The organism is Ornithinimicrobium cavernae, from assembly GCF_003121625.1.
Lineage (GTDB): Bacteria > Actinomycetota > Actinomycetes > Actinomycetales > Dermatophilaceae > Ornithinicoccus > Ornithinicoccus cavernae.
The window spans coordinates 179473-204881 of record NZ_QDDJ01000003.1; the positions used below are offsets into that span (position 1 = coordinate 179473).

Sequence of the window (25409 nt, forward strand, 5' to 3'; positions counted from 1 at the left end):
CGAGATGTCGTCGGTCGAGGTCCCGCGTCAGGACATTCTTCTGCGGGTTGCCACGTCGGAGGTCCAGTGAGCTCCGCGTCATACGGCTCACCCTCAGGCCTCTTCACTCCTGAACGGCCCACACGGGCACTCATTACGTACAGGAGATCGATCATGATGCTACGACGCAAGCTGCTCGGAACCGCTACCGCCGCTCTCCTCGTGGGGGCGCTGGGAGTCGCTCCCGCAACCACGGCGGCCACCGCGGCCACTCACGTGCCCGCCGCGGCGCCAGGAACCTTCGCCGCCGCACAGCCTGCCGCTACGGCGCAGGCCGTGACCGGCACGTTGCAGGACGGCACGGCCTTCACCGGTGCCATCAGCAACCTCACCGTCGGGACCGTTGACGGCGTCCTCACCCTCACCGGAACCCTCACCGGGACCGGCCTGCCCGCCGGAGGCGTGCCGTTCACCACGACGGTCACTGACCTCGCGGCCAACCAGGCGTGCACGATCCTGGACCTGACCCTCGGGCCGATCCACCTGGACCTGTTGGGCCTGGTGATCGACCTCAACCAGGTCGAGCTCGACATCACCGCTGTCCCGGGCGCCGGCAACCTCCTGGGCAACCTGCTGTGTGCGATCGCCGGCCTGCTCGACAACGGCGGACCGCTGCAGGGCATCGGCGCGCTTCTCAACCGACTCCTCACCGGCCTCGGCCTGTGAGTGCCGGCCCGTGAACGGTCGCGACCGGCATCAACCCTCGATGCCGGTCGCGACCGGGGCCCCAAAGATCAGAGATCGGAGCACCATGAAGACCCACCCACGTGGCCAACGAGGACTCCGGCAAGGACTCCTCATGGGTGCGCTCGGAGCCTGGCGGCGTCCTGACAGAGACACCGAGCGCATCGACGTGCGTCGCGGCGACCGGCCCTACGAGCGGGTTGTCGCCGACGAGGGCTCGCCAGCCGACCAGGCACATCGGGCCTCCGGGGAGCGGTCGCCGCACGGGCGGCCAGATGGCTCGCCGTGAGCGTGAGCTCGTTCCCCCTACGAGCGCCGTGCGAGGACACGGTCGTCTCAGGAACGGCCCTCGGATGAGACAGCCTCGCGCCGCACACGTGCGGTGCGCTGCGACCGAGGTGACGTGCGGCGACCGGCCACGGTGAGCCGGTGCAGCACCCTGACCCACAGGGACCAGCGCGCGGGGTGCCGGACCCTGCCGGTGGCTACTCGCTCCGCGTTGTCCAGCAGGTCCTCGAGGACCGCGTCGTGCAGGCTCCGCACGACGAGCGGGACGAGCACCCGCATCCGGCCCGTCGCCCGGGCACCGACCTCGTGGCGCACGCTGCACCGCTGCCTCCCTGCCGGGGTCACGGTGAACTCGTGCCACCCGACCAGCCCGGTCCTCGCGTGGAACGCGAAGCGGACTCGGCGCCCTGGCTCGTGGCCGGTCACGTGGTAGCGGATCGGTCCGTGTCCGCCGTCCGCGCCGACCTGCAGAGGGCGGTCCAGGATCATCGGCGGCCAGTTGCGTGACGGCCACCACCGGTCCTCCGGACCCCCGAGGGCGTCCAGGTGGGCTCCGACCGCGTCGGCCGAGGCATCGATCGTGCGTCGATGGACATTGCGCATGACAGGCGGCCTTCCATACGGGTGCGTATGGAGAACCGTACGCTACCGTATGGCGATGGCGCAACGACTTTCGGCGAAGGACTGGGCACGGGAAGCGCTGGTGGTGATCAGTGAGGGAGGCCTCGGGGCTCTGGCCGTCGAGTCGCTCGCGCGCCGCCTGGGTGCCACCAAGGGCAGCTTCTACTGGCACTTCGAGAACCGCGCGGCGCTGGTGGCGGCCGCCCTCGAGCGCTGGGAGCTGACCCACACCGAGGGCACCATCGCGCTCGCGGAGAGCCCGCTGCCCGACGGGGGTCAGCCCTCGCCGGCCGAGCAGCTCCGGAGGCTGTTGACCACGGTGGTCGGCTATACCCGGCACGGCGACCTGGAGGTCGCACTCCTTGCCTCGGCCGACGACCCACAGGTCGCCCCGGTGCTCCGCCGGGTCACGGAGCGCCGCATCGCCTATGTGGCCCGGCTGTACGAGGGCCTGGGGTTGGCGCCCGAGGACGCGAGGCGCAGTGCGGTCCTGGGGGTGAGTGTCTTCCTCGGGCACCTGCAGTATGCGCGGATCGGCACGGTGCCTCCCGAGCCCACCGGTCCCGAGTGGGAGGACTACCTGGAGCTGGTGATCCGGACCCTCATGCCTGCTGACACTCCCGCCGGTCAGCGATGACTCGATGGTGGGCCCGACCGCGGTTGTGGGCCCCGTGGGACTCGAACCCACAACCTACGGATTAAAAGTCCGCAGCTCTAACCATTGAGCTAGAGGCCCGGGCCCACGACGACACCATCCCGAGGCATCACGTGGGCTGCTGGGGAAGTCTACGTGCCGCCTCGGCCGAGACGGGATCTGCGCTGCCGGGACCTGCGCGCTTTGCCCTGTCCTGACCGTCTCTGGCACCTCGCTTGTCCGCGTGGTCGACACCTGCTCGGGGCGTCTTACGCAGACGTTCACGTGGTGGCCGATGTGCCGTCAGGAGCTGACGCCAAGGTCGGGAGCAAGCCGGCCAGTCGGCCGGCCATCAACCCACACGAGGAGTGGAATCGTGACCTCTCACGACAGTTCCCCCACGAGACGGACCTCGCCGCGGCTCCGCCTGACCGGTGTCGCAGCGGTCGGACTCACCGGCTTCCTGCTCGCCCCGGTCGCCGGGGCCGCCGGCCCCCAGCCCGGGCCGGACGCAGACTGGGCGAGCACGGCATACCGCGGCAGTGTCCAGGTCGTCCCGGGACCCGACGAGGACCAGGAGACCATCGACGGCGTCGTCTTCGTTGACCGGGACCGGGACTCGGTCCAGGGCACCGACGAGCGTGGGATCGGCGGCGTGACCGTCTCCAACGGACGGGACGTGACGACCACCGCGCCGGACGGCAGCTACCAGCTCCCCGCCTTCGACAACATGACGGTCTTCGTCACCCAGCCCCGCGGCTACCAGGTGCCGGTGGATGACGACAACGTCGCCCAGTTCTTCTACCACCACCTGCCTGAGGGCTCACCGGAGCTGCGGTTCGGCGGGATCGACCCGACCGGTCCGCTCCCGGACCAGGTGAACTTCCCGCTCGTCCAGAGCGCGGAGACCCAGGCCGCTGAGCAGCACTGCGTGATCGGTGGCGACATCCAGACCTACAACCACCCCCAGGTGGGACACGCCCGGAACGGGGCCTTCGCCGACCTGGCCGCCCGCGACGACTACACCGGGTGCGGCGCGCTGTTCATCGGCGACGTGGTCGGTGACGACCTCAGCCTCTACCCGCAGACCCGCGAGCTCGCCGGCATGCTCAACGGTCCCGCCCGCTTCCTGCCGGGCAACCACGACCTCGACTTCGATGCGGACACGCCCGAGCACAGCTTCGACACGTTCAAAGCCAACCTGGCGCCGGAGTACTACTCCTACGACACCGGCAAGGCGCACGTCGTGGCGCTCAACACCGTCGAGTACCCGACCAAGCCCTCACCGGCGAAGGGCGACTACAACGGCGCGATCGACGCGGACCAGCTGGAGTGGCTCGCCAACGACATCGCGCAGGTCCCCGAGAACCGGCTGATCGTTCTCGCGGCGCACATCCCGCTGCTGGACTACGCCGACCAGGGCAGCGACAAGCACCAGGTGGACCAGGTCCGCGAGATCTACGAGATCCTCGAGGGCCGTGAGGTCATCGCCCTGGGCGGGCACACGCACAGCCTCGAGAACCTGCGCGAGGGCGACCGCCTGGCCGGATGGTCCGACCTGTTCGGGGTCGACGGTCTGCCGTTCACGCACATCACCGCCGGTGCCATCTCCGGTGACTGGTACTCCGGCCGGATGCTGTCCGAGGGCTACCCGACGGCCATCCAGCGGGACGGTGCACGACCCGGCGTGCTCACCCTGGACATCAGGAACACCGAGGTCCGCGAGCGCTTCACCATCCGCGGGGCGGACGACTCCGAGCAGCTGGCCCTGGGGCTGAACACGCCGCGCTACCGCGAGTGGTATGCCGCCAACCTGGCCAACCGGGGATCCGCACCGGAGTTCGTGGACCCGTTGGTGGTGCCCCGGTCCGCGCTCGGTGAGACGTGGCTGACCACCAACTTCTGGATGGGCAGCACCGGCTCCACGGTCGAGGTGAGCGTCGACGGCGGCGAGGCGGTCGAGGCCCTCCGGAGCCAGCAGATGGAGGGGGAGGGCCAGCTCATCGGCGCCGAGTGGTCCGACCCGGTCGCCACCCAGGAGCAGCTGGTCCACGGCGGCAGCCTGGCCGACCGCACGATGCACCTGTGGCGGCTGGAGCTGCCCGCGGACCTGGCCGTCGGTGAGCACACCGCCGAGGTCACCGCGACCGACGTCCACGGGCGCGAGTTCACCGAGACCCTGACCTTCGAGGTCACGGAGTGACGGTCCGCTGAACAGTCGAGCGCCAGCACGGACGACCTGCCCGCGCTGGCGCTCTGCTGTGCCCGGTGCGGTCAGCCCTTGTGCGGCAGGTGCACGTCCACCCACACCAGGCGGTGGTCGCTGGAGGGGAACGGGTAGGTGCCGGTCAGCGCCGACAGCGGGTCGCTCGACACGGGCCAGAAGACGCCCGAGTCCTGGATGCGCAGGCTCTTGCTCGGCAGGACGTAGTCGACGCGGATGTTACCGGGGGGCTCGGCGAAGTCGGCGGTGTCGAACCTCGGGTCACCGACGTGCTCGAGGTTGATGCCGCCCTGCAGCTCGCTCGCCTCGACGGCGCCCTCACTGGCCGGCGGGTTGGTGGCGTTGACCCGCGGGTGCTCGAGCAGCTGGTTGATCGCGCCGTCGTAGGAGTCACCGTCCAGCGGGTCCGCGTTCTGGTCACCGGCGATGACGAACCGCGCGCCCGGCTGGAGCCCGCCGGTCCCGTCGTTGTCGTCGTAGATGTAGGCCGAGTCCTGCGGCGACCCGACATAGTCGGCCCAGAACCGGATCTCGTCGTGGTTGCGCCGGCCGTTGCGGTCCTCCGGGCCGTCGAAGGTGGGAGGCGTCGGGTGGCTCACCAGGAAGTGCACCGTCTGGTTCGCGCCGACCCGGACCGGCACGTCCCAGTGCGACTTGCTCGACAGGCGCAGGACCGCCTGCTCCTCGGGGGAGTAGAAGTCGGTCGGCAGCAGGTTGCCGGGCATGTCCTGCCACCGGAAGTTCTGGAAGGTGCGCACGGCCTCGGTGTCGATGGGGTACCTGGAGTAGACGACCATGCCGTACTGCCCCGGGAAGAGCCCGAACCCGAACGCGTCGTCACCGCCGCCCACGACGCCGTCGTTGTTGAGGTCGTGACCCGACGGGATGCCGGTGTTGGACGGTGCCACGTAGTAGTAGGGGTAGTCGACCGGCGCGGCACCGTTCTGACCGACCGCCAGGTAGTTGTCGCGGAACAGCTCGGCGGCCCGGCCGCCCTCGACGTAGTCGAACTCGTTGACCAGCAGGACGTCGGGGGCGTTGCGCTGGATGATCTCGGCGATGACCTTGGCCTGCGCGTTGTCGGGCGTGGACAGGTCGGCGAGCAGCTGCCCCTCGGAGCCGCGGTTGAGCGAGGCGTTGAAGGTCGAGAAGCGGACGTCCATGTCGGGCCTCCCGGGCTGGGCGGCGGCCGCCGTGGCGGCGGGCGCGGTGGGTGCCGCACTGGCGGGCAGGAGCGCCGCACCGGAGGCGAGGGTGGCAGTCGCCAGGCCGACCACGGCCAGGCGCTGCATGCGGTGAGCAGTCATGCAGGGCAGGCTAGACCCGCCGGTATGCCGTGTCGCGCGTTCAGCGTGAACGTCCGGTGAATCCTCACCGGCCTGCGAGGGCCTCCTCCATGCCGCGCGCGGCCCGGTCCCCGAGCCGCTCCAGCGCCAGGGCGAGGACCGGCCGCAGGAGACGGACCCAGCCGCGGAAGGCGAACTCGGCACGGTAGTCCACCGTGCTGCCACCGGCGGCTGCGGGCCGGACCGTGATCGTGTCCCTGGCCACGAGGGAGGCGTTCTCCCCCCGCAGGGCGATGCGGCCCGCCGGGTCGAGCTCGACAACGGTGTAGATCACCTCGGTGGTCCGGCCCAGGAAGCGGCTGGTGTTGCGGTACCTGGTGCCTACCCCGCCGTCGCCGCTCTCACGCACCGTGCGCACCGTCCCGGGGTCCCACTCGGTGGTCGTCTCGAAGTCACTGAGGTAGGCGAAGGCCCGTGCGGCGTCCCGGTCCGTGGACATCCGTCGTTCGATCTGCATCGAAGCACTCCTGTCGCTTGCGCGGATGATGCGGTTGACCATAGTCTAGACAAACAGTAGACAAGACGCCAGGTGGACGGAGCACGGTATGGACAGCAGGACACCGCGGGTCGCGGTCATCGGGGCCGGGATCTCCGGTCTCACGGCGGCCTACGCGCTGCGTGAGACCCACGCGGTGACGCTGTTCGAGTCCGACGACCGGCTGGGCGGGCACGCCCACACGCACGACGTGCCGACCGCCGACGGGGGAGTCGTCCCGATCGACAGCGGCTTCATCGTCCACAACGAGCGGACCTATCCCACGCTGCTGCGGCTGTTCCACGAGCTCGGTGTGCCGACCCGTCGGACCGAGATGTCGATGAGCATCACCTGCGACGGCTGCGGCCTGTCCTACGCCGGTGGCCGTGGCCTCCCCGGGTTGGTCGGCGGCCTGGGCCTGCGCGGCCGTGACGACGTCCGGCACGCCGCGGCACTGGCTCCCGTGCTGCGGCAGGTGCCGCGCTTCTACCGCGCCGCTCGCAGGCTGCTGGACACGCCCGCCTCGACGTGGGACCCGACGCTGTCCCAGTTCCTGCACCGGCACCTCTTCAGTGACCACTTCGTGCGCCACTTCGCGCTCCCGCTCGTCAGCTGCGTCTGGTCCGCCGGCGACCTGGATGCCGAGGTCTACCCCGCGCGCCACCTGTTCACCTTCCTGGAGCACCACGGGATGCTGCGGATCAGCGGCTCACCGACCTGGAAGACGGTCGTGGGCGGCTCGCGGACCTACGTCGACCGGGTCGCCGCCCAGCTGCCCGATGTCCGCCGGAGCAGCGCCGTGCACGCCGTGGAGCGACACGAGGACTCCGTCGTCGTGACGGAGTCCGGCGGCCGGCGCGAGACCTACGACCGGGTCGTCGTGGCCACCCACGCCGACCAGGCTCTCGAGCTGCTCGCCGACGCCGAGCCCGCGGAGAAGGAGGCGCTTGCCGCGTTCGGCTACTCGGTCAACCAGACGCTGCTCCACACCGACGTCTCAGCCCTGCCGGCCCCGCGGGTCCGGGCGTCGTGGAACTACCGGATGAGCGGGTGCCAGGTCCCGGCGCCGGCCGTGCGGGTGAGCTACTGGATGAACCGTCTGCACGGACTGGAGCCCGCCCTCGAGGACCACGTCGTCACCCTCAACGCGGGGCCGGAGATCGCGCCGGAGCGGGTGGTCGCCCGGATGACGTACGCCCACCCCGTCTTCACCCGTGAGTCGGTGGCCGCGGCTGCCGTGCTCCGGGAGGCCGGTGGCCCACGCCTCGCGTTCGCAGGCGCCCACCTCGGGTGGGGCTTCCACGAGGACGGCGCGCGCTCCGGGCTGGCCGCCGCCCGCCGGCTGGGTGGCCGGTGGTGAGCGCTGCGGTCGAGGTCGGCCCCGAGCGCCCGGACGGCACCGGGGCGGTCCGGGAGAGGCAGCGCGTCGCGCCCCCGCCGTTGCCTGCCCTGGTCGTCGGCACGGTGACGCACCGGAGGCTGCGACCGATCGGCCACCGCGTCGACCACCGGCACTACTCCTGGCTGGTGGACCTCGACGACCTGCCCGACCTACCCCGGCCGCTGCGGTGGCTGGCCTCGTTCCGCCCCGAGGACCATCTGGACGCAGGGCGCCTGGGAGGCGGCATCCGTGGCGACCTGGTGCGCTTCCTGTCGCGCCGCGGCGTCGCGGTCGAGCCCGGGGACCGGCTGCTCCTGCTCGCCCACCCCCGCAGCGTGGGCCACGGCTTCAACCCGTTGAGCGTGCACTGGTGCCTGACCGCCGCGAACGAGGTCCGTGCGGTCGTGCTCGAGGTGCACAACACCTATGGGCAACGGCACGCCTACCTCCTGCACCCCGACGCCCGGGGTCGCGCGCGGGTCGGCAAGGAGTTCTACGTCTCCCCCTTCAACGACAGCTCCGGAACGTATGCCGTGCGGCTGCGCCTGGACGAGCGGGTCGCCGTCTCGGTCCGGCTGGAGCGCGAGTCTCAGGTGGTGCTCACCGCGACGCTGGCCGGGCGCACCAGGCCCGGGACGGTGCCGCACCTGCTCTGGACGGCCCTGACCCTTCCGCTGATGACCCACCGGGTCTCCGCCCTGATCCGCGCGCACGGCACCTGGCTGTGGCTCCGCGGGCTCCCGGTGCGGCCCCGACCAGACCACGAGGACGTGACCCGATGACAACGACCCAGACCTCCCCACGACTGCACCTCCCGGGTGTCGACGACCCGACCTGCCTGAGCCGCAGGGGTGGCGGCCTCTGCCGACGAGCGCAGGTCGCCCGGATCGTGCTGGCCACGGCCGCGCGCCGGGCCGGCGTCGACCTGCTGTGGCCCGACGGTTCTCCCGTCGGGAGCGGGGAGCCGGCGCCGGGTCGACCGGCCGTCGAGATCCGCCGGCCCCGTGACTTCCTGGAGCGCGTCGCCCACGACCCGAAGATCGGCATCGGCGAGGCCTACATGGCCGGTGACTGGCGCGCGGCACCGGGCACCGACCTGGCCTCGGCCATGGTGCCGTTCGCGGAGCGCATCGAGGCGTTCCTGCCCCCGTGGCTGCACCGGCTGCGCTTCGTGGTCGACCGGCGCCCGCCCCGCACGGACAACAGCCCGGCCGGTGCCCGCCGGCACATCGAGGCGCACTACGACCTGTCCAACGACATGTTCGCCACCTTCCTCGACCCGTCCATGAGCTACAGCTCGGCGCGGTTCGACCTGTCCCTCCCGCGCGAGGGGCAGGACCTGCAGGACGCCCAGCTGCGCAAGATCGACGCCGTGCTCGACGCGGCGCGCGTCGGACCCGGCAGCCGCGTGCTGGAGATCGGCACCGGCTGGGGCAGCCTGGCGGTCCGCGCCGCCCGGCGGGGCGCGCGAGTCGTCACCCTCACCCTGTCGGCGGAGCAGGCGTCCCTCGCCCGGGAGCGGGTCGAGCGGGCCGGCGTGGCCGACCGGGTCAGCATCCGGCTCCAGGACTACCGAGAGGTGGACGGCAGCTACGACGCCGTCGTGTCGGTGGAGATGGTCGAGGCGGTGGGCGAGGCCTACTGGCCGGCCTACTTCCGGGCCATCGACGAGCGGCTCGCCCCCGGTGGCGTCGCCGCGGTCCAGGCGATCCTGATGAGCCACCAGCGGCTTCGCACCACCCGCCGCTCCTACGGCTGGATCAACAAGCACATCTTCCCCGGTGGCATCATTCCGTCGATGGAGGCCATCGAGGCGGTCACCCGGGAGCACACCGACCTGCGGGTCCAGTCCGTCGAGCGCTTCGGCGCGGACTACGCCGAGACCCTGCGCCGCTGGCGCGAGCGATTCCTGGGCGAGTGGGACCGCATCGAGGCCCGCGGCTTCGACGCGGTGTTCCGGCGCCGCTGGGAGTTCTACCTGGCCTTCTGCCAGGCCGGGTTCACCGGTGGGGCGATCGACGTGGGCCTGATCAGGCTGGAACGCCCGTGAGGGCCCTGGTCACCGGAGCTACCGGCTACATCGGCGGCCTGCTCGTCCCCCAGCTGCTCGAGGCCGGCTGGCAGGTGCGGGTGCTCACGCGTGACGCGGCGCGTCTCGACGACGCCTGGCGGGGTCGCGTCGAGGTCGTCGAGGGCGACGCCGCCTCCACCGACGATCTCGACCGGGCGCTCGCGGCGGAGGGCGCCGAGCCGCTCGACGTGGCGTACTACCTCGTGCACAGCATGGACGGGGACGGTGACTTCGCGGACCGGGACCGCCAGCTCGCCACGGACTTCGGGGCGGCGGCCGCGCGCGGTGGCGTGCGGCGCATCGTCTACCTCTCCGGACTGCACCCGGACGGGGAGCTGTCCGCGCACCTGGCCTCGCGGGTGGAGGTGGGCCGGATCCTGCTGGACAGCGGCGTGCCGACGGCCGTGCTGCAGGCCGCGACGGTCATCGGGGACGGCTCGGTGTCCTTCGCGATGCTGCGTCACCTCACCACGCGGCTGCCCGTCATGGTGGCGCCGAAGTGGTTGCGCAACCGCATCCAGCCGATCGCCGTCGAGGATGTGCTGCACTACCTCCTCGCTGCGGCCGGGCTCCCGCCGGACGTGAGCCGGACCTTCGACATCGGTGGGCCGGACGTCCTGACCTACGAGGAGATGATGCAGGTCTTCGCGGAGGAGACCGACCAGCGCCGCAGGGTCATCGTCACCGTGCCGGTGCTGACGCCCCGCCTGGCAAGCCACTGGGTCGGTCTCGTCACGCCCGTCGACGCCGGGGTCGCCAAGCCGCTCGTCGGCTCGCTCGTGCACGAGGTGGTGTGCCACGAGGACGACCTGGTGGACCTGGTCGGGCCACCCCCCAGCGGTCGCACGCCCTACCGGGAGGCGGTGCGCGCGGCCATGATGGGTGTCGCGCCCGACACCGCGTTACGACGTCTCGGTGAGGTGGCGACCGCGGTGACGGCCGCCGCCGTCACCGGCAGCCTGGGGACCGATCCCGGCAGCCGCTGGTACCGCGCACTGGACAAGCCGGCGTGGCAGCCTCCCCGCATTGCCTTCCCGCTGGTGTGGTCGGCGCTCTACGCCGATCTCGCCGCGGTCTCGACGGCGACGCTGGTCGACCTCGACCAGCGGGGTGCGGCACGTCCCGGGCCGGCCAGCGCTCACGGCACCACCCCCGCGGCCGGGGCCATGGGCTACGAGCGTGCCCTGTGGCTCAACCTCGTCCTGAACGCGACCTGGAGTCTCAGCTGCTTCCGGGCCCGGCGGCCGGCTCTGGCGGCGGTGCACAGCGCGGTCCTCACCGTGAGTGCGGCCGACCTGGCGCGACGGGCGGGCCGGGTCGAGGCGCGCCGTGGTTGGCAGCTGGCCCCGTATGCCGTGTGGTGCGGTTTCGCGACCGCCCTGTCCGTCTCCCAGGCCCGACGCAACCGGTGAGGGATCCTGCGGCGAGCGGTGCACGGACCTCACTCCTCGCGTCGGTGCCGGCTCCGGTGCCCCACGCCCTGTGCCGCCTGCACCGGGTCACCGGACAGGAGCCTGGCGCCCAGTCGGTGGGCGACCTGCTCGGTGGCTCCCGCGCCGGCGATGACGAGCTGTGCCGCGGTCAACGCCTGCCGGGCCGCCCCCGGGAGCTCGCGGAGCTGGTCGGCGGCCTCGACCAGCGGGTCCGGCCGCACCGCGGAGAGGACGACGAGCTCCGGACCGAGGGCCTCCACGGCGGAGCCGAGGGTGGCCACTGGTGTGTCCGCCCCGAGGTAGCGCACGCGCCACCCGGCGCGCCCGAGCACCACGCCGAAGGCCAGCAGCCCCAGCTCGTGCTGCTCGCCCGGCGGGCACGCCAGCACCGCCAGCGGCCCCGTGCCGGCGTCCCAGGCGAGAGCCAGGACGGCGAGACGGTGGCGCACCACATTGCTCGCGAAGTGCTCCTGCGCGACCGTGAACGACCCGCTCGCCCACCGCTCACCCGTCTCGTGCAGGACGGGGAGGACCACCTCCTGCAGCGCCTCCTCGACCCCCAGCTGCTCGAACGCGACGTCGAGCGCGGCATGGGCCGCGCTGTCGTCGAATCCGCCGATGGCTGCGAGCAGACGCTCGCGGAGCGCGATCGTCGCATCACCGATGGTCCCGTCCGAGACGGGGCGCGCCGTCGACACGGAGTCGTCGGAGGCAGACTGCCGGGACGCGGAGAGTGCGGCAGCGGCGGCCTGCGCGGTGGCCAGGCCGGTGGTGCGCAGCCGCACGGTCTCGCGGACCCGCCACTCGTCCGAGGGGCCGTAGAGACGGTAGCCGCCGGGGGAGCGGATCGGTGCCAGCAGCCCGTAGCGCCGCTCCCACACCCGCAGCACGTGCACGCTGACACCCGTGCGAGCAGCCAGCTCCCCGATGCGCATGGTTGCCGCGGCCGTGGTCACGCTGGCAGCCTACAACCTGAGACAAAGCATGCACAGAGCGCTAGACACACCGTGGACGGCGCGTCTCCGAGCGTTGCCGGGAGGGCGGTTCGTTGACTCACGGATGGGCCGGTGGGCCGGGGCGGCCGCCGCACGAGCTGCGCCGCTTCCTGCAGGATGCCCTGCTCCGGCCGGTGCCCCGGGACCATCGGGAGACCGACCGCGCGTTCCGGCGCCGTCGCGCGGTCTGTGCGGTGACGCTGGTCGTGGGTGCGGTGGTGCTCGGGCTCGGGCTCCACACCGCGCCCGGAGACCCGCGGTTCATCGTCCTCACCTCCGTGCTCGCGCTCGTGTGGGCGTCCGGGGCCCTCGTTGCCGGTCCGCTGCACCTGGGGCGGGGCTGGACGCGTCGGGGTGGCCGGGCGCGCCCGGTGGTGCAGTCGGTGGTGCTGGGCCTGCTGATGGTTGCCGTGTTCTGTGCCGGGGCCGTGCTCGTGGCCCGCGTGCCGGTGCTGCGCGACGCGGTCAACGACGTGCTCGACCACGCGCGCTACGCGCCGCTCCCGCTCGTCGCGCTGATCACCCTGGTCAACGGGCTGGCCGAGGAGATGTTCTTCCGCGGCGCCCTCTACGCCGCCGTGGGCGCCGGCCGTCAGGTGCTGGTCACGACCGGTCTGTACGTCCTGGTCACTGCCGCCAGCGGCAATCTCGTGCTGGTCCTGGCCGCCGCCGTGCTGGGCCTGCTCGTCGGTGCCCAGCGTCGGGTCACCGGGGGTGTGCTCGGGCCGGCCCTGACCCATGTCACCTGGTCCGTGTCCCTGCTCCTCCTGCTCCCGCCACTGCTCGCCGCCCTGTCCTAGGAGACACATGAGATCAGCTGCCCACCACGTCGGCTCGATGGTCGACACCGCGCTGGACCGGCTGGTGGCCCCTGGGTACACCCGGGTCGGCCATGCCGTGCGGCGCCGCCTGCCGGGCTGGCCGGACGACCCGGACCCGGGTGCCCTGGTCGGGCGGCAGGTGGCTGTCACCGGCGCCACCTCGGGACTCGGCGCGGCCACCGCGCGGGGCGCGCTCGCGCTGGGCGCCCATGTCCACCTCGTGGTCCGCGACACCGCCAAGGGGGAGCGCGTCGTCACCGACCTCGGGGCCCCCGGCCGCACCACGGTCTGGCACTGCGACGTGGCCGACCTCGAGAGCGTGCGGACGTTCACCACCGCCTTCCGGGCGGAGGTGAACACGCTCGACGGTCTCGTGCACAACGCCGGTGCCCTCCCGCCCACGCGCACCGAGTCGGCGCAGGGGCACGAGCTGACGATGGCGCTCCACGTCCTGGGGCCCGTGGCGATGACCGAGGCACTGCTGCCCGTGCTGTCCGACGGGGCGCCAGTCCTCCTGATCACCTCGGGAGGGATGTACGGCCAACGCCTGCGCGCCGACGACCCCGACTACCACCACGGGCCCTACTCCGGCACAACCGCCTACGCCCGCAGCAAGCGCGCCCAGGTCGAGCTGCTCCCGCTGATGCGGCGGCGCTGGGCGCGGAGTGGTGGTCGCGGACCCACCGTGCACGCCGCACACCCCGGCTGGGCGAGCTCGCCCGGGTTGTCCGCGGCCCTCCCCGGCTTTGCCAGGGCCACCGCCCCGCTGCTGCGCACGCCGGAGGCCGGCGCGGACACGGGGCTCTGGTTGCTGACGCGGCCGGGGCAGGGCGGGGGCCAGCTGTGGCACGACCGGCGTCCGCGCCCCACGCACCTGTGGCGCGGGACCCGCACCGGCCCCGACGAGGCGGCCCGGCTGTGGCGCTGGGTCCTCGGGGCCGCCGGCCTGAGCGGTGACGGCACCGGGCGCGGCTGAGGGCGACCGGTCGCCGGTGGGACACGGTGAGACGCGCCGTAAACGGCAGGTGAACCCTGCGTCACGCGTTGGTCGCCAGCGCGTGCGGGTTGGGAAATGACAGGTCGGTAGTTCAGCGACCCGCTTGTCACAGGGGTCACTCCTGCCTCATATTGGTGGGGACCTACACCTCAGGAGCCCCCTCGTGCGACCCACTCTCGCTGCCTCGCTCGCCCTCGCGCTGACAGCCACCCTCCTCCCCGGAGCCGCCCTGGCCACCACGGCGCCGCCGTCGCCCGAGGAGGCCCCCGCCCCGGCAACCGCCTCCGACGAGGGGCAGGGCGAGGAGGTCGGTGAGCCGCTCCCCGACGAGCACCTGCACCCCGTCTACGGCATGGTCACCGGTGACCCGGAGGACGTCGCGCTCTCGGAGCCGACGACGGTCACCGACCTCACCTCGATGCCGGCGCCGGACGCGGGCGCCGAGGTCTACCCGATGCCGGAGAGCGGCCACTACACGCTGACGGGAGGCGGGTTCGGCCACCGGATCGGCATGTCGCAGTACGGCGCGCACGGCGCCGGCACCCAGGGGCTGAGCCACGAGGAGATCCTCGCCTTCTACTACCCGGGCACCGAGCTCGCCACCCGGGACACGGACACGATCCGGGTCGGCATCACGATCGACAACGACGGCACCACCAGGGTGGACCACCGGCCCGGCCTGGTCGTCAGCAACGGCCCCGGTGCGACGGCATACCCGCTGCCGAACTGGGACCAGTGGCGCGTCTCCGCGACAACCGACAACCCCAGCAGCTGTGTCCTGGAGGGCCGCGACGACAGCGGATGGAAGCCCTACCAGCCCAAGGGGATGCCGACCGGCTGCCCGGTGACCTTCACCTCACCGACCGAGAAGACGGTCGACGTCTATCTCCCCGGGGGCAGCCGCAGGGTCTACCGCGGACAGATCACCGCGACCCACGTCGGTGACAAGGATCTGGCGACGGTCAACCGGCTGCCGATGCAGCACTACCTGTGGTCGGTCGTCTCGGCGGAGATGCCGTCCTCCTTCCACCAGCAGGGGCTGCGGGCCCAGGCCGTCGCCGCGCGCACCTATGCCGAGCGGGACATCGACGGCGACGACGCCTACGACATCTGCGACAGCACCTACTGCCAGGCCTATCGGGGCCGCGGCGCCCGCAACAGCGACGGCACCATCACCAGCCACGAGCACGCCGAGAACAAGAACGCCGTCAACGCCACCGTCGGCCAGGTGCTCACCTACGACTTCCCGTGGGGCACCGGCCTGGCGACGACGATGTACTCCTCGTCCACCGGCGGCTACACCATCCCGGCCGGGAAGGAGCACGGCTACCTGGTCGCCCAGGAGGACCCCTACGACAACACCCCGAGCAACGCCCGGCACCGCTGGACCGCCGAGCTGACGGCCACCGCCCTGCAGTCGCGCTACAAGATCCACAAGGTGACCCGGGTGCAGGTCCTCAGGCGCGACGGTCTGGGCGCCTGGGGCGGCCGGGTGCTCGATGCCAAGGTCGAGGGCTACACGGCAAGCGGCCACTACACGTATGCCGAGGCCTCCGGGGTCGGCCTGTACCTGGCCCGTCCGTGGCCGTACTGGAGGACCGGCCTGTCCACCGACTACTTCACCTTCAACGACCCGCAGGTGCCGGCGCCGCCGGAGCCGGGCCCGGGTGAGGTGAGCCGGACCTCCGGCGAGAACCGCTACGAGACGGCCGCCGAGGTCTCGCGGTCCTGGGCGCCTGGTGCCGGCGTGGTCTACCTCGTCAACGGCGAGGACTTCCCCGACGCCCTGACCGCGGCGGCCCGCGCCGGTGTCTACGACGCACCCGTGCTGCTCATCAAGCGGGACAGCATCCCGGAGCCGACCCAGGAGGCGCTGACCAGGCTGCGGCCCGGTCGGCTCGTGGTCGTCGGTGGTGAGGGTGCCGTCAGCGCTGCGACCGAGAAGAAGCTCGACGGCTACACGTCCGGCAGCATCCAGCGGGTGGGGGGCGCCGACCGCTACGAGACGGCGGCCGACCTTGCCTCCTACTACGGCAGCGGGCAGTCCCGGGTCTTCCTGGCCAGCGGGGAGGACTACCCGGACGCCCTGGCCGCGGCGGCGCTCGCCGGCACCCAGCGCAGCCCCCTGCTGCTGACCAGGCACGGACGGCTGGACGCCGCGACGATCGCGCAGCTGGACCGGTTGAACCCCCGCGAGATCGTCGTCCTCGGTGGCGGCGCGGTCGTCTCGCGGGCGGTGGCCGAGCAGGCCGCCGGCTACGCCACCAACGGCTACCGCCGGCTGGCCGGCCCGGACCGCTACCGCACGGCCGAGCAGGTGGCCCGGCAGTTCCCCCAGGAGATCAGCTCGACCCTGGTCGCCTCGGGGGAGCAGTTTCCCGACGCGCTGGTCGGTGCCGCGCTCGCCGGGCGCAACGGCGTGCCGGTGGTCCTGGCCAAGCGTGACGCGATCCCGCAGGGCACCGTCGGTGCCCTGTCCTATCTCGGTCCGCACGCCCTCAACGTGCTCGGCGGCGCGACCGCCGTGAGCGACGCCACGGTGAACGCACTCAAGAAGTACCTCGACTAGTGCCGGAGTAGTGGGACAATCCGCCCATGACCGAGACGCACACCGCTGTGCCCGGAGCACCCACCCGCACCCTGGTGGAGACCAACGGGATCGACATCATCACGGAGGCGGAGCGCACCGCCAAGCCCGCGGACCTGTTCTGGCCGTGGTTCGCCGCCAACGTGTCGGTCTTCGGCATGAGCTATGCGGCGTTCGTCTACGGCTTCGGCGTGAGCTTCTGGCAGGGCGTGCTGGTCACCGTCGTGGGCGTGACCTTCTCGTTCCTGCTCTGCGGCATCATCGCGATCGCCGGCAAGCGGGGGTCGGTGCCCACCATGGTGCTGTCCCGCTCGGCCTTCGGGGTGACCGGCCAGCGGGTCCCCGGCATCTTCTCCTGGCTGATCTCGATCGGCTGGGAGACCTTCCTGGCCATCATGGCCACCCTGGCCACCGCCACCGTGTTCAACGAGCTGGGCTGGAGCAGCGGCACCACGACCAAGGTGATCGCCTGCGCCGTCATCGCGGCGCTCATCGTCCTCGCCTCGGTCGCCGGCTACCACACGATCATCCGGCTGCAGTCGGTGCTGACCTGGGTGACCGGCGTCGTCACCATCGGTTACGTCTTCATCACCTTCCGGGACATCGACCTCTCGACCGCGACCGCCCTGCCGAGCGGCTCGACCCAGGCACTGATCGGTGCCCTGGTCATGGTGATGACCGGGTTCGGCCTGGGCTGGATCAACATCGCCGCCGACTGGTCGCGCTACCAGCGGCGCGACGCGGCCGGGTCAAAGATCGTCTTCTGGAACACCTTCGGCGGTGCCCTGGCCCCCGTCCTGCTGGTCTGCTACGGGCTGGCGCTGGCCGGCTCCAACCCCGACCTGATCGACGGCATCGCCAACGACCCGGTGGGCACGCTGGCCACGATCCTGCCGACCTGGTTCCTCATCCCGTTCTGGATCGCGGCCGTGCTGGCGCTCGTCAGCGGCGCCGTCCTCGGCATCTACTCCTCCGGCCTGACCCTGCTCAGCCTGGGCATCGACATCCCCCGCCCCGCGGCGGCCCTCATCGACGGGGTCATCCTGACGCTCGGCACGATCTACGTCGTCTTCTTCGCCGAGTCCTTCCTCGCGCCCTTCCAGAGCTTCCTGATCACCCTCGGCGTGCCGATCGCTGCGTGGGCGGGCATCCTGATCGCCGACATCATGCTGCGTCGCAGGAACTACGACGAGGCGGCCCTGTTCGACGGTCGCGGGCGCTACGGCGGCTGGAACTGGACCTCGATCGGGCTCATGGTCGTGGCGTCCGTCGTCGGCTGGGGCCTGGTTGTCAACAACTTCGCGGACGCCGCCACCTGGAACAACTGGCAGGGCTACCTGCTCGAGCCCCTCGGGATGGGCACCTTCGTGGACGACCCCGCTGGGGCCTACTGGGACGGCGCCTGGGCCTACGCCAACCTCGGTGTCCTGCTGGCCCTGCTGATCGGCTTCGCGGGCTACGCGCTGCTGCAGGCAGGTGCGGTCCGTCGCCAGGAGGCGACCGAGGTCGCCCCGGAGGGCCGTCAGGACCTCACGCAGGGACCGGTCGCATGAGTGCCGGCTCCGGCGGGGCCGGGTCGACGACCGGACCGGGTGAGGCCTCGGACGCCTCCAAGGAGCAGGAGGGCCGCCGCAAGGACGGACCGGCCGACGTCGAGGACTCGGCCGGCACCGACCGCTGGCTGGTCGTCGTCGACCCCCAGGTCATCTTCGCCGACCCCGACTCCACGTGGGCGGCGCCCCGGTTCGGGGAGATCGTGGAGCCGGTGCGCCGGCTGGGCGCAGCCTTCGGTGACCGGGTGATCGTCACCCGCTGGGTGCCGCCGGTGGAGAAGCAGGGCTCGTGGGTGCCCTACTTCGAGCAGTTCGCGTTCGCCGACCAGCCCCCTGACCACCACCTGTTCGACCTGGTGCCGCAGGCCGCGGACCTGGCTACACGGCATACCGTCGCCGAGCCGACCTTCGGCAAGTGGGGAGCCCAGCTGGAGGCCATCACCGGACCCACCCCGCACCTGGTGCTGACCGGGGTGGCGACTGACTGCTGTGTCATCTCCACGGCGCTGCCGGCGATCGACGCGGGCGCGCAGGTGACGGTGGTGTCCGACGGGTGCGCCGGGTCCGACGACGACAGCCACCAGCGGGCGCTGGACGTCATGGCGCTCTATGCGCCGCAGCTGTTCGTCATGACGAGCCAGGAGTTCCTCGACGAGGTGGAGCCGGAGCAGGAGTAGGTCGCCGCTGTCGGTGCGGGCTGCCAAGGTGGGTCCATGAGCGACTCAGCGCACAAGGACGTCCTGCACCGCTACCTCAAGAGCGCCCGCGAGGCCCTGCTCTGGAAGCTCGACGGGCTGGATGAGTATGCCGTCCGGCGCCCCATGACGCGGACCGGCACCAACCTGCTCGGCCTGGTCAAGCACGTGGCGAGCGTGACCGACGGCTACCTCGGCGCGGTGATGGGGCGACCGTCCGGCATCGAGCTCCCCTGGTTCCCCGAGGACCCGGCCGACGAGGAGCCCAACGCCGACCTGTGGGTGCCGGCGGACCAGTCGCGCGAGCTCATCATCGACCTGCACCACCGGGTGGCGGCCCACGCCGACGCGACGATCGAGGCCCTCGACCTGGACGCGGTGGGGCACGTGCCGTGGTGGGGTGACCGCGGCGAGGTGACCCTGCAGCAGATCCTGGTGCACGTCACGACCGAGACCAACCGGCACGCGGGGCACGCCGACATCATCCGCGAGCTGATCGACGGCGCGGTGGGCCACCGCCCCGAGGTGGACAACATGTGGGCCGACGACAGCGAGGACTACTGGGTGCGCCACAGCGAGCGGGTCGAGGCCGCCGCGCGCGCCGCGCAGGAGGCTGCGGGCCGCTGACGGCGCTCAGGACACCCAGCCTCGCTTGTGTGCCTGCAGGCCGAGCTGGATGCGCGTGTGGACGGCGCACGCCTCCATCAGCGTCGCCACCCGTCGCTGAACGGTGCGCACCGACAGGCCCAGCTGGCTCCCGACGGCCTGGTCCGTGAGGCCGGAGAGCAGCAGCGTCAGCACGCGCAGGTCCGTCTCGTCGAGCCCGTCCCGGGCGGCCGGCCCGGTCGGTGTGGTGCCGAGGGGGCGCCCGGTGGCCCAGGCGTGACCGAAGAGGGCGAGGAGCCCGTCGAGCAGCCCGCTGGGGTGGACCAGCAGCGCCCCGACCGGGCCCCGGCCCTCCTCCTCGGCGGGTGCCAGGGGGACCAGCGCGAGCTCGCGGTCCACCAGGATCATGCGCAGGGGCAGCTTGTCGGTGACGCGGACCTGCTCCCCCCGGGACATGGCCTCCTCGGCGTTGCGGTAGACGCCCGGCTGCTCGAGGGCCGCCCGCTCCATCACGACCCGGAAGGACACCCCGCGCTCGGCGGCCCGGTCCTCCTCCGTGTTCTGCTCGGCGGAGACCACGGCCACGCCCGTCCGGATGAGCGCCAGCACCTCTGAGCGCGCGGACCGCTGCAGCTGGGCGAAGCGCTGCGCCACCGCCTCGCCGCCGGTGACGACGTCGATGACGTCGGTCACGGTGCGCCGGGCGGCGGCGCCGCGGTACTGCTCGGTCAGGGCCTCCAGCTCCGAGCGCGCCCGGTTGATGTCCTCCTGCCGCTCGCGGACCAGGGAGCCCAGCGCGACCATCGGCGGGGAGGCGACGAACTCGCCGCTGCCGGCCGTGGAACGGGCCACCAGACCCTTCTCGCTGAGGGCGGCCAGGGCGGGGCCCAGCACGCCCACCTCGATGTCGAGCTGCGTCGCCAGCTCGGCCGGGCTGGCCGAGGGGACGGCGACCAGCTTCCGGTAGGCGGCCTCTTCGACCGGATCGAGTCCCAACACGTCGAGCATCTTGTCCTCGTTCCGTCATGGGTAGGGCTCAAGCCTACGGCGGTTTCATGCCACGGCATATACCCGTCATTGCGAACGCCGTAGGTCGGTGTCAGATTTATGACGTTACCGCCCCTTCCTGCACCAGAGCGAGGACCTCCCCATGACTCACCGACCACGTGCGAGGACGGCCCTGTCCGGCGTCGTCACCGCAGCGCTCCTGGCGACGGCGACAGCCGGCGCCTCGTGGGCGGCACCCGACGACGGGCAGCTGCCTCCGTCCGACACGGCGCTCCAACCCGTCCGGCCGTCCGGTGGGCTGCCCGGCAGCGACACCGTGCACCGGCTCACCCTGATCACCGGCGACGTCGTCACGGTCACCGACCTCGGCGACGGCACCTCGACCGTGGACGTCGAGACCGCCGACGGGACGGGTGGCGGCTTCCAGACGATGACCGTCGACGGGCAGCTCCACGTGGTCCCCGACGCGGCCCGGTCGTTCCTGGCCGCGGGCAGCCTGGACGAGGACCTGTTCAACGTGAGCCGGCTCATCGAGCAGGGCATCGGTGAGGACGGATCCGGCACCACGCCGGTCATCGTGCAGTTCCGTGAGGGCGCGTCCGCCGCGTCCGCACGCACCTCCCTGGGCACCCCCACCGCACAGCTGGAGAGCCTGAACGCCGTGGCGCTGCAGGCGCAGCCCGACGCCGCCAACGAGCTGTGGCGGTCCCTCACCGCAGGTCGCACCGACGGCAGGCTGGCCGCAGGGATCCGTGCGGTCCACCTGGACGGACTCGTCGAGGTCTCGCTGGCTGACAGCGTGCCCCAGATCGGCGCACCGGAGGCCTGGGACCGTGGCGTGGACGGCACCGGCGTCACCGTGGCCGTCCTGGACACCGGTGTCGACCTGAGCCACCCGGACCTGGCCGACGTCGTGGTCGACTCCGCGAGCTTCGTGCCCGGTGAGGACGTCACCGACGTGCACGGCCACGGCACCCACGTGGCCTCCACCGTGGCGGGCTCTGGAGCCGCGTCCGACGGCGCACAGACCGGTGTGGCTCCCGGTGCGGACGTCGTGGTCGGCAAGGTGCTCGGCAACGACGGCTTCGGGCAGGAGTCCTGGATCATCGACGGGATGGAGTGGGCCGCCGACCACGCCGACGTGGTCAACATGAGCCTCGGCAGCAGCGAGCCCAGCGACGGCACCGACCCGATGGCGCAGGCGCTGCAGGCGCTCAGCGAGGAGACCGACACCCTCTTCGCAGTGGCCGCGGGCAACCTCGGTCGCGTCGGCGGGATCGGCTCGCCCGGCGCCGCCGAGGCAGCCCTGACCGTGGGTGCCGTCGACGGTCAGGACCTGCGCGCCTGGTTCACCGACATGGGGCCGCGCGCCGGTGACGCCCTGGTCAAGCCGGACCTCACCGCCCCGGGCGTGGACGTCGTCGCGGCACGGTCGCAGGACAGTGCCGGCGAGGGCTGGTACACCGCGATGGACGGCACGTCGATGGCGACCCCGCACGTGGCCGGGACCGCGGCGCTGCTCCTGCAGCAGCACCCCGACCTGTCCGCCGAGGCGCTCAAGGAGCGGCTGATGTCCTCGGCCCTGCCGCTGCAGGGGGAGGGGCCGTTCCAGGTGGGGGCCGGGCGGGTCGACGTCCCGGCGGCGCTGGACGCGACCGTGACCGCCACCGGTGCGGTGTCCTTCGGCTTCTTCGACTGGCCGCACGAGGGCGACACCCCCGTGGTCCGGGAGATCACCTACAGCAACCACGGCGACACCGAGGTCACCCTGGCCCTGCGTCTGGAGGGCAGTGACCAGGCCGGAGGAGCGCTCCCGGAGGGGGTGGCGCACCTGTCCGTCACCGAGGTCACCGTGCCCGCCGGTGGGCAGTCCACCGTCGAGGTGACCCTGGACCCGCAGCGGGTCGCGCTGGCCTCGACCCTCTCCGGCTACGTCATCGCGACGGCCGGCGACACGGATCTCGCCCGCACCGGCTGGGGTGTGGTCAAGGAGGAGGAGCGCTATGAGCTGACCCTGCGCGCCACCGACCTGGACGGCTCGGCGGCCCATGCCTACGTCGTGCTGAAGGGACGCGAGGACATGTGGCCGTCCCAGGTCGAGGTCCGGGGCGAGACGACCCTGCGACTGCCGGCCGGCACCTATGCCGCCATGAGCTTCATGGACGTCACGGTCTCGGCCGACGAGCTCGGCGTGGCCATGGTCGGTGACCCGCAGGTCGAGCTGACGCAGGACACCGTTGTGGAGCTCGATGCCCGCCAGACCCACGAGATCACCGTGGACGTCCCGGACGACGGGCTCGAGCCCGAGCACCGACGCATGGAGTACAGCATCGGTGGTGGGACCGGTCTGGCGGGTGCCTACGCGGTCCCCGTCTTCGCCGACCGGCTCTTCGCCGCACCGATGGAGGGGACGACCGACGGTGCCTTCGAGTACCTCACGCGCTGGCGCCTGCGGACACCGTTCGTCTCGGTGACCGAGGGCGGCGCGCGGTTGGACGTGACCGGGCTCGCGGGAAGCGCGCTGCCGACCGAGGGAGTCACCCTCGACGCGGTGTACGCCGGGACGGGCACCGCGGAGGAGCTCGCCGTCGTCGACACCGACGGCAGGGCGGTCGTGGTCACCCGTGACCAGACCCTGGACCTGGTGGCGATCGCTGCTGGGGTCGAGGCGGCGGGGGCGGGCCTCCTCGTCGTCGTCAACGACGAGCCCGCCGAGTTCGCGGCAGGGGTCGGCTGGGACCCGCAGCTCTCGATCCCGGCGGTCGGCCTGAGCGGCGTCGAGGGTGAGGGCCTGATCTCGCGGATCGGGGCCGGTGCCGTCGAGCTGACTGTCGGGGGCGGTGCGGACAGCCCGGTCCTCTATGACCTGGTCGACCCGCACCCCGGTGGGATCCCGGGCGACCTGGCCTACGCCCCCGGGGAGGACGACCTGGCCCGCATCGACGCGGCATACCACGGCAGTGCGCAGCGTCCCGCCGGTGAGTTCCGCTACGACTTCCGGCCGCACACGCCGTTCGGTGTCGGCTCGCCCCAGCTGATGAACGTCCCGTTCGAGCGGACCGAGTGGGTCTCCGCACAGGAGGGCACGCGGTGGTACCAGGATGCGACCGTCGTCGAGGGCAACTGGCAGGAGCGCGGCGTGCTCCAGGGCTATGAGCCGGGCAGCACCACGGCCGAGTCGTGGTTCGCCGCCGTCGTCCAGCCGCGCCTGGGCGAGGGGTTCTGGGGGCCGAACCGGCAGGGCAACATGCTGCAGGTCAACCTGCCCAGCTGGGCAGGGGACGAGCCGTCCCACACCGGCTCGCTGGGCACCTTCCAGGGAGACGACGACCAGGTGATCCGCTGGTACCGCGGCGACACCCTTCTCGAGGAGTCCATCGGCTGGCAGAGCTCCTGGCTGGAGATCGAGGAGACCGAGCGCACGCAGTTCCGCGTCACCAACGACGTCAGCCGCGACGTCTCCTGGGGCACCAGCCCCTCCAGCAGCACCGAGTGGACGTTCTGGACCCAGACGCCGGAGGACTGGACGAACCTGCTGCCGTTCGTGCAGGTCGACTTCGCGGTCGAGACCGACCTGACCGGCACCACGTCGTCGGCCCCCACCGACACGATCGGGCTGTCCGCGTGGCAGCTGCCGAACACGGTCGGCGCCGGGACGATCACGTCCGGCTCCCTGGAGGTCTCCTACGACCACGGCACCACCTGGGAGGAGCTCGACCTGGTCGGGCAGGCCGGCGACTGGACCGCGCAGGTCACCTACCCCGAGGGCACCGGGACGGTCTCGCTCCGGGCGACGGCAGAGGACTCGGAGGGCAACTCGGTCCGCCAGGAGGTCATCGACGCCTACCTGGTGCCGGACATCGAGCCGGAGCCAGAACCGGAGCCGGTCGTCGTCGACCGGGTGGCCGGGGCGGACCGCTACGCGACGGCGGCCCTGATCGCCGAGGAGTACCCCGCCGGTGTCGACACGGTCTACCTCATGACCGGGGAGACGTTCGCCGATGCGCTGACCGGTGCCGCACCGGCCAGTGAGGGCCGTGTCCCGGGCACTGCCCACGTCACCACCGAGGACGGCTCACCGGCGCCCGCCCTGCTGGTCAAGGCGGACCGGGTCCCCAGCGCGACGAGGGCAGCCCTGGACGCGATCAGCCCCGAGCACCTTGTCGTGCTCGGTGGCAAGGGCGCGATCTCGGCGGACGTGGTCGACGAGCTCGGCCGCTGGGGCACGGTGCACCGGGTGGCCGGTGAGGACCGCTACGAGACCGCGACGATGCTCTCCGAGATGTACCCGGCCGGACTGGACCGGGTCTACGTCGCCAGCGGCGAGGACCGGTCCTTCGCGGACGCCCTCGCGGGTGCGGCGCTCGCCGGCCACGAGGGTGTCCCGGTGCTCCTCACCCAGCGCGACCACGTGCCGGCGACGGTCGTGGCGGCGCTGGAGCGTCTGGACGCGGGAGAGGTGGTCGTCCTGGGTGGCACTGCAGCGGTGAGTGACGCGGTGCTCACGGAGCTCGGGGCCGGTCGGCGCCTGTCCGGTGCGGACCGCTACGGCACCGCGGCGGTCATCTCGGCCCAGCACGCGCCGGGCGCAGACGGCACCCTGATCGCCACGGGCCAGAACTGGCCCGACGCGCTCACGGGCTCGGCGCTGGCGGCCCACCTGGGTGTGCCCGTGAACCTGGTCAAGCACGACAGCGTGCCGCGGGTCACCGGTGCTGAGCTGGGCCGGTTGGCGCCGGCCGGTGCTGCTGTCCTCGGCGGCACGGGCGTCATCGCCGAGCAGGTGGTGCAGCTGCTGACCGAGCTGCTCAACGCGGAGTAGGGCGACAGCCTCGCCTCCGGACCGGCCGCTCCGGCGGGTGTGCGCCGCGACGGAGGTCCCGTCCCCGACCGGGGACGGGGCCTCCTGCCGGTGGTGTCGTGTCAGGATGGCGGCGACAGCACGTGCTGG

19 protein-coding genes and 1 tRNA gene are annotated in these 25409 nt (G+C 72.1%); 14 read left to right on the plus strand and 6 right to left on the minus strand.

Annotation, left to right across the window (positions count from 1 at the left end):
* The first annotated feature begins 153 nt into the window (after positions 1-153).
* Complete coding sequence (locus DA085_RS04225) at positions 154-705, plus strand: ABC transporter substrate-binding protein (RefSeq protein ID WP_237565302.1); 552 nt, start codon at positions 154-156, stop codon at positions 703-705.
* Positions 706-1059: 354 nt separating this feature from the next.
* Here the strand turns inward: DA085_RS04225 and DA085_RS04230 are convergent, their stop codons facing one another.
* On the minus strand, positions 1060-1614 hold the full coding sequence (locus DA085_RS04230) for a hypothetical protein (RefSeq protein WP_109471689.1): 555 nt from the start codon (positions 1612-1614) through the stop codon (positions 1060-1062).
* 55 nt (positions 1615-1669) lie between these two features.
* Here DA085_RS04230 and DA085_RS04235 point away from each other — a divergent pair, with 55 nt between their 5' ends.
* Positions 1670-2269 carry a TetR/AcrR family transcriptional regulator gene (locus DA085_RS04235; RefSeq protein ID WP_109471824.1) on the plus strand — a complete coding sequence of 200 codons (600 nt, stop codon included), beginning with the start codon at positions 1670-1672 and terminating at the stop codon, positions 2267-2269.
* Between the two features lie 26 nt (positions 2270-2295).
* Here DA085_RS04235 and DA085_RS04240 read toward each other — a convergent pair.
* Positions 2296-2368: transfer RNA gene (locus DA085_RS04240), tRNA-Lys, on the minus strand.
* 274 nt (positions 2369-2642) lie between these two features.
* Here DA085_RS04240 and DA085_RS04245 point away from each other — a divergent pair.
* Positions 2643-4469, plus strand: a complete 1827-nt coding sequence (locus tag DA085_RS04245; protein WP_237565303.1) for a calcineurin-like phosphoesterase C-terminal domain-containing protein — start codon at positions 2643-2645, stop codon at positions 4467-4469.
* A 71-nt stretch (positions 4470-4540) separates the two neighbouring features.
* Here DA085_RS04245 and DA085_RS04250 read toward each other — a convergent pair whose 3' ends face one another.
* The gene (locus tag DA085_RS04250; RefSeq protein WP_109471691.1) at positions 4541-5797 is read right to left on the minus strand and encodes an endonuclease/exonuclease/phosphatase family protein; all 1257 of its coding nucleotides are present in this window, start codon (positions 5795-5797) and stop codon (positions 4541-4543) included.
* Between the two features lie 64 nt (positions 5798-5861).
* Positions 5862-6293, minus strand: a complete 432-nt coding sequence (locus DA085_RS04255) for an SRPBCC family protein (RefSeq protein ID WP_109471692.1) — start codon at positions 6291-6293, stop codon at positions 5862-5864.
* An 88-nt stretch (positions 6294-6381) separates the two neighbouring features.
* On the opposite strand from DA085_RS04255, the gene DA085_RS04260 reads away from it, so the two are divergent.
* From DA085_RS04260 to DA085_RS04275, 4 genes are read left to right on the plus strand one after another with little or no spacing between them, the layout of a single operon-like run.
* On the plus strand, positions 6382-7671 hold the full coding sequence (locus DA085_RS04260) for an NAD(P)/FAD-dependent oxidoreductase (RefSeq protein ID WP_109471693.1): 1290 nt from the start codon (positions 6382-6384) through the stop codon (positions 7669-7671).
* Positions 7668-8474: a DUF1365 domain-containing protein gene (locus DA085_RS04265; RefSeq protein WP_237565304.1), complete on the plus strand. Its 807-nt coding sequence runs from the start codon at positions 7668-7670 to the stop codon at positions 8472-8474. Before DA085_RS04260 ends, DA085_RS04265 begins: the two co-directional genes overlap by 4 nt.
* Positions 8471-9742 (plus strand): SAM-dependent methyltransferase, encoded by a 1272-nt coding sequence (locus tag DA085_RS04270; protein ID WP_109471694.1) that lies wholly within the window; start codon positions 8471-8473, stop codon positions 9740-9742. Before DA085_RS04265 ends, DA085_RS04270 begins: the two co-directional genes overlap by 4 nt.
* Positions 9739-11175: a tryptophan-rich sensory protein gene (locus tag DA085_RS04275; protein WP_109471695.1), complete on the plus strand. Its 1437-nt coding sequence runs from the start codon at positions 9739-9741 to the stop codon at positions 11173-11175. Before DA085_RS04270 ends, DA085_RS04275 begins: the two co-directional genes overlap by 4 nt.
* A gap of 29 nt (positions 11176-11204) precedes the next feature.
* Here DA085_RS04275 and DA085_RS04280 read toward each other — a convergent pair whose 3' ends face one another.
* On the minus strand, positions 11205-12152 hold the full coding sequence (locus DA085_RS04280) for a MerR family transcriptional regulator (RefSeq protein WP_154402091.1): 948 nt from the start codon (positions 12150-12152) through the stop codon (positions 11205-11207).
* A 92-nt stretch (positions 12153-12244) separates the two neighbouring features.
* On the opposite strand from DA085_RS04280, the gene DA085_RS04285 reads away from it, so the two are divergent.
* From DA085_RS04285 to DA085_RS04310, 6 genes are all read left to right on the plus strand, one after another.
* Positions 12245-12991 carry a CPBP family glutamic-type intramembrane protease gene (locus tag DA085_RS04285; RefSeq protein ID WP_109471697.1) on the plus strand — a complete coding sequence of 249 codons (747 nt, stop codon included), beginning with the start codon at positions 12245-12247 and terminating at the stop codon, positions 12989-12991.
* Between the two features lie 7 nt (positions 12992-12998).
* Positions 12999-13988: an SDR family NAD(P)-dependent oxidoreductase gene (locus DA085_RS04290; RefSeq protein WP_109471698.1), complete on the plus strand. Its 990-nt coding sequence runs from the start codon at positions 12999-13001 to the stop codon at positions 13986-13988.
* 184 nt (positions 13989-14172) lie between these two features.
* A complete protein-coding gene (locus DA085_RS04295; protein ID WP_154402092.1) occupies positions 14173-16578 on the plus strand; it encodes a cell wall-binding repeat-containing protein in 2406 nt (801 codons plus the stop codon).
* A 26-nt stretch (positions 16579-16604) separates the two neighbouring features.
* A complete protein-coding gene (locus DA085_RS04300) occupies positions 16605-18149 on the plus strand; it encodes a purine-cytosine permease family protein (protein ID WP_109471700.1) in 1545 nt (514 codons plus the stop codon).
* Positions 18146-18826 carry a cysteine hydrolase family protein gene (locus DA085_RS04305; protein WP_109471701.1) on the plus strand — a complete coding sequence of 227 codons (681 nt, stop codon included), beginning with the start codon at positions 18146-18148 and terminating at the stop codon, positions 18824-18826. The genes DA085_RS04300 and DA085_RS04305 overlap by 4 nt, the downstream gene beginning before the upstream one ends.
* A 36-nt stretch (positions 18827-18862) precedes the next feature.
* The gene (locus DA085_RS04310; RefSeq protein WP_109471702.1) at positions 18863-19471 is read left to right on the plus strand and encodes a DinB family protein; all 609 of its coding nucleotides are present in this window, start codon (positions 18863-18865) and stop codon (positions 19469-19471) included.
* 6 nt (positions 19472-19477) lie between these two features.
* Here the strand turns inward: DA085_RS04310 and DA085_RS04315 are convergent, their stop codons facing one another.
* A complete protein-coding gene (locus tag DA085_RS04315) occupies positions 19478-20458 on the minus strand; it encodes a hypothetical protein (RefSeq protein ID WP_109471703.1) in 981 nt (326 codons plus the stop codon).
* Between the two features lie 142 nt (positions 20459-20600).
* On the opposite strand from DA085_RS04315, the gene DA085_RS04320 reads away from it, so the two are divergent.
* On the plus strand, positions 20601-25280 hold the full coding sequence (locus DA085_RS04320) for a S8 family serine peptidase (protein ID WP_109471704.1): 4680 nt from the start codon (positions 20601-20603) through the stop codon (positions 25278-25280).
* Positions 25281-25409: the final 129 nt, after the last annotated feature.

Excerpts from the sequence above, each read along its gene's own strand:
- DA085_RS04225 (WP_237565302.1), top strand. The coding sequence starts at position 154 with ATGATGCTACGACGCAAGCTGCTCGGAACCGCTACCGCCGCTCTCCTC.
- DA085_RS04230 (WP_109471689.1), bottom strand. The coding sequence starts at position 1,614 with ATGCGCAATGTCCATCGACGCACGATCGATGCCTCGGCCGACGCGGTC.
- DA085_RS04235 (WP_109471824.1), top strand. The coding sequence starts at position 1,670 with ATGGCGCAACGACTTTCGGCGAAGGACTGGGCACGGGAAGCGCTGGTG.
- DA085_RS04250 (WP_109471691.1), bottom strand. The coding sequence starts at position 5,797 with ATGACTGCTCACCGCATGCAGCGCCTGGCCGTGGTCGGCCTGGCGACT.
- DA085_RS04255 (WP_109471692.1), bottom strand. The coding sequence starts at position 6,293 with ATGCAGATCGAACGACGGATGTCCACGGACCGGGACGCCGCACGGGCC.
- DA085_RS04260 (WP_109471693.1), top strand. The coding sequence starts at position 6,382 with ATGGACAGCAGGACACCGCGGGTCGCGGTCATCGGGGCCGGGATCTCC.
- DA085_RS04270 (WP_109471694.1), top strand. The coding sequence starts at position 8,471 with ATGACAACGACCCAGACCTCCCCACGACTGCACCTCCCGGGTGTCGAC.
- DA085_RS04290 (WP_109471698.1), top strand. The coding sequence starts at position 12,999 with ATGAGATCAGCTGCCCACCACGTCGGCTCGATGGTCGACACCGCGCTG.
- DA085_RS04300 (WP_109471700.1), top strand. The coding sequence starts at position 16,605 with ATGACCGAGACGCACACCGCTGTGCCCGGAGCACCCACCCGCACCCTG.
- DA085_RS04305 (WP_109471701.1), top strand. The coding sequence starts at position 18,146 with ATGAGTGCCGGCTCCGGCGGGGCCGGGTCGACGACCGGACCGGGTGAG.
- DA085_RS04310 (WP_109471702.1), top strand. The coding sequence starts at position 18,863 with ATGAGCGACTCAGCGCACAAGGACGTCCTGCACCGCTACCTCAAGAGC.
- DA085_RS04315 (WP_109471703.1), bottom strand. The coding sequence starts at position 20,458 with ATGCTCGACGTGTTGGGACTCGATCCGGTCGAAGAGGCCGCCTACCGG.
- DA085_RS04320 (WP_109471704.1), top strand. The coding sequence starts at position 20,601 with ATGACTCACCGACCACGTGCGAGGACGGCCCTGTCCGGCGTCGTCACC.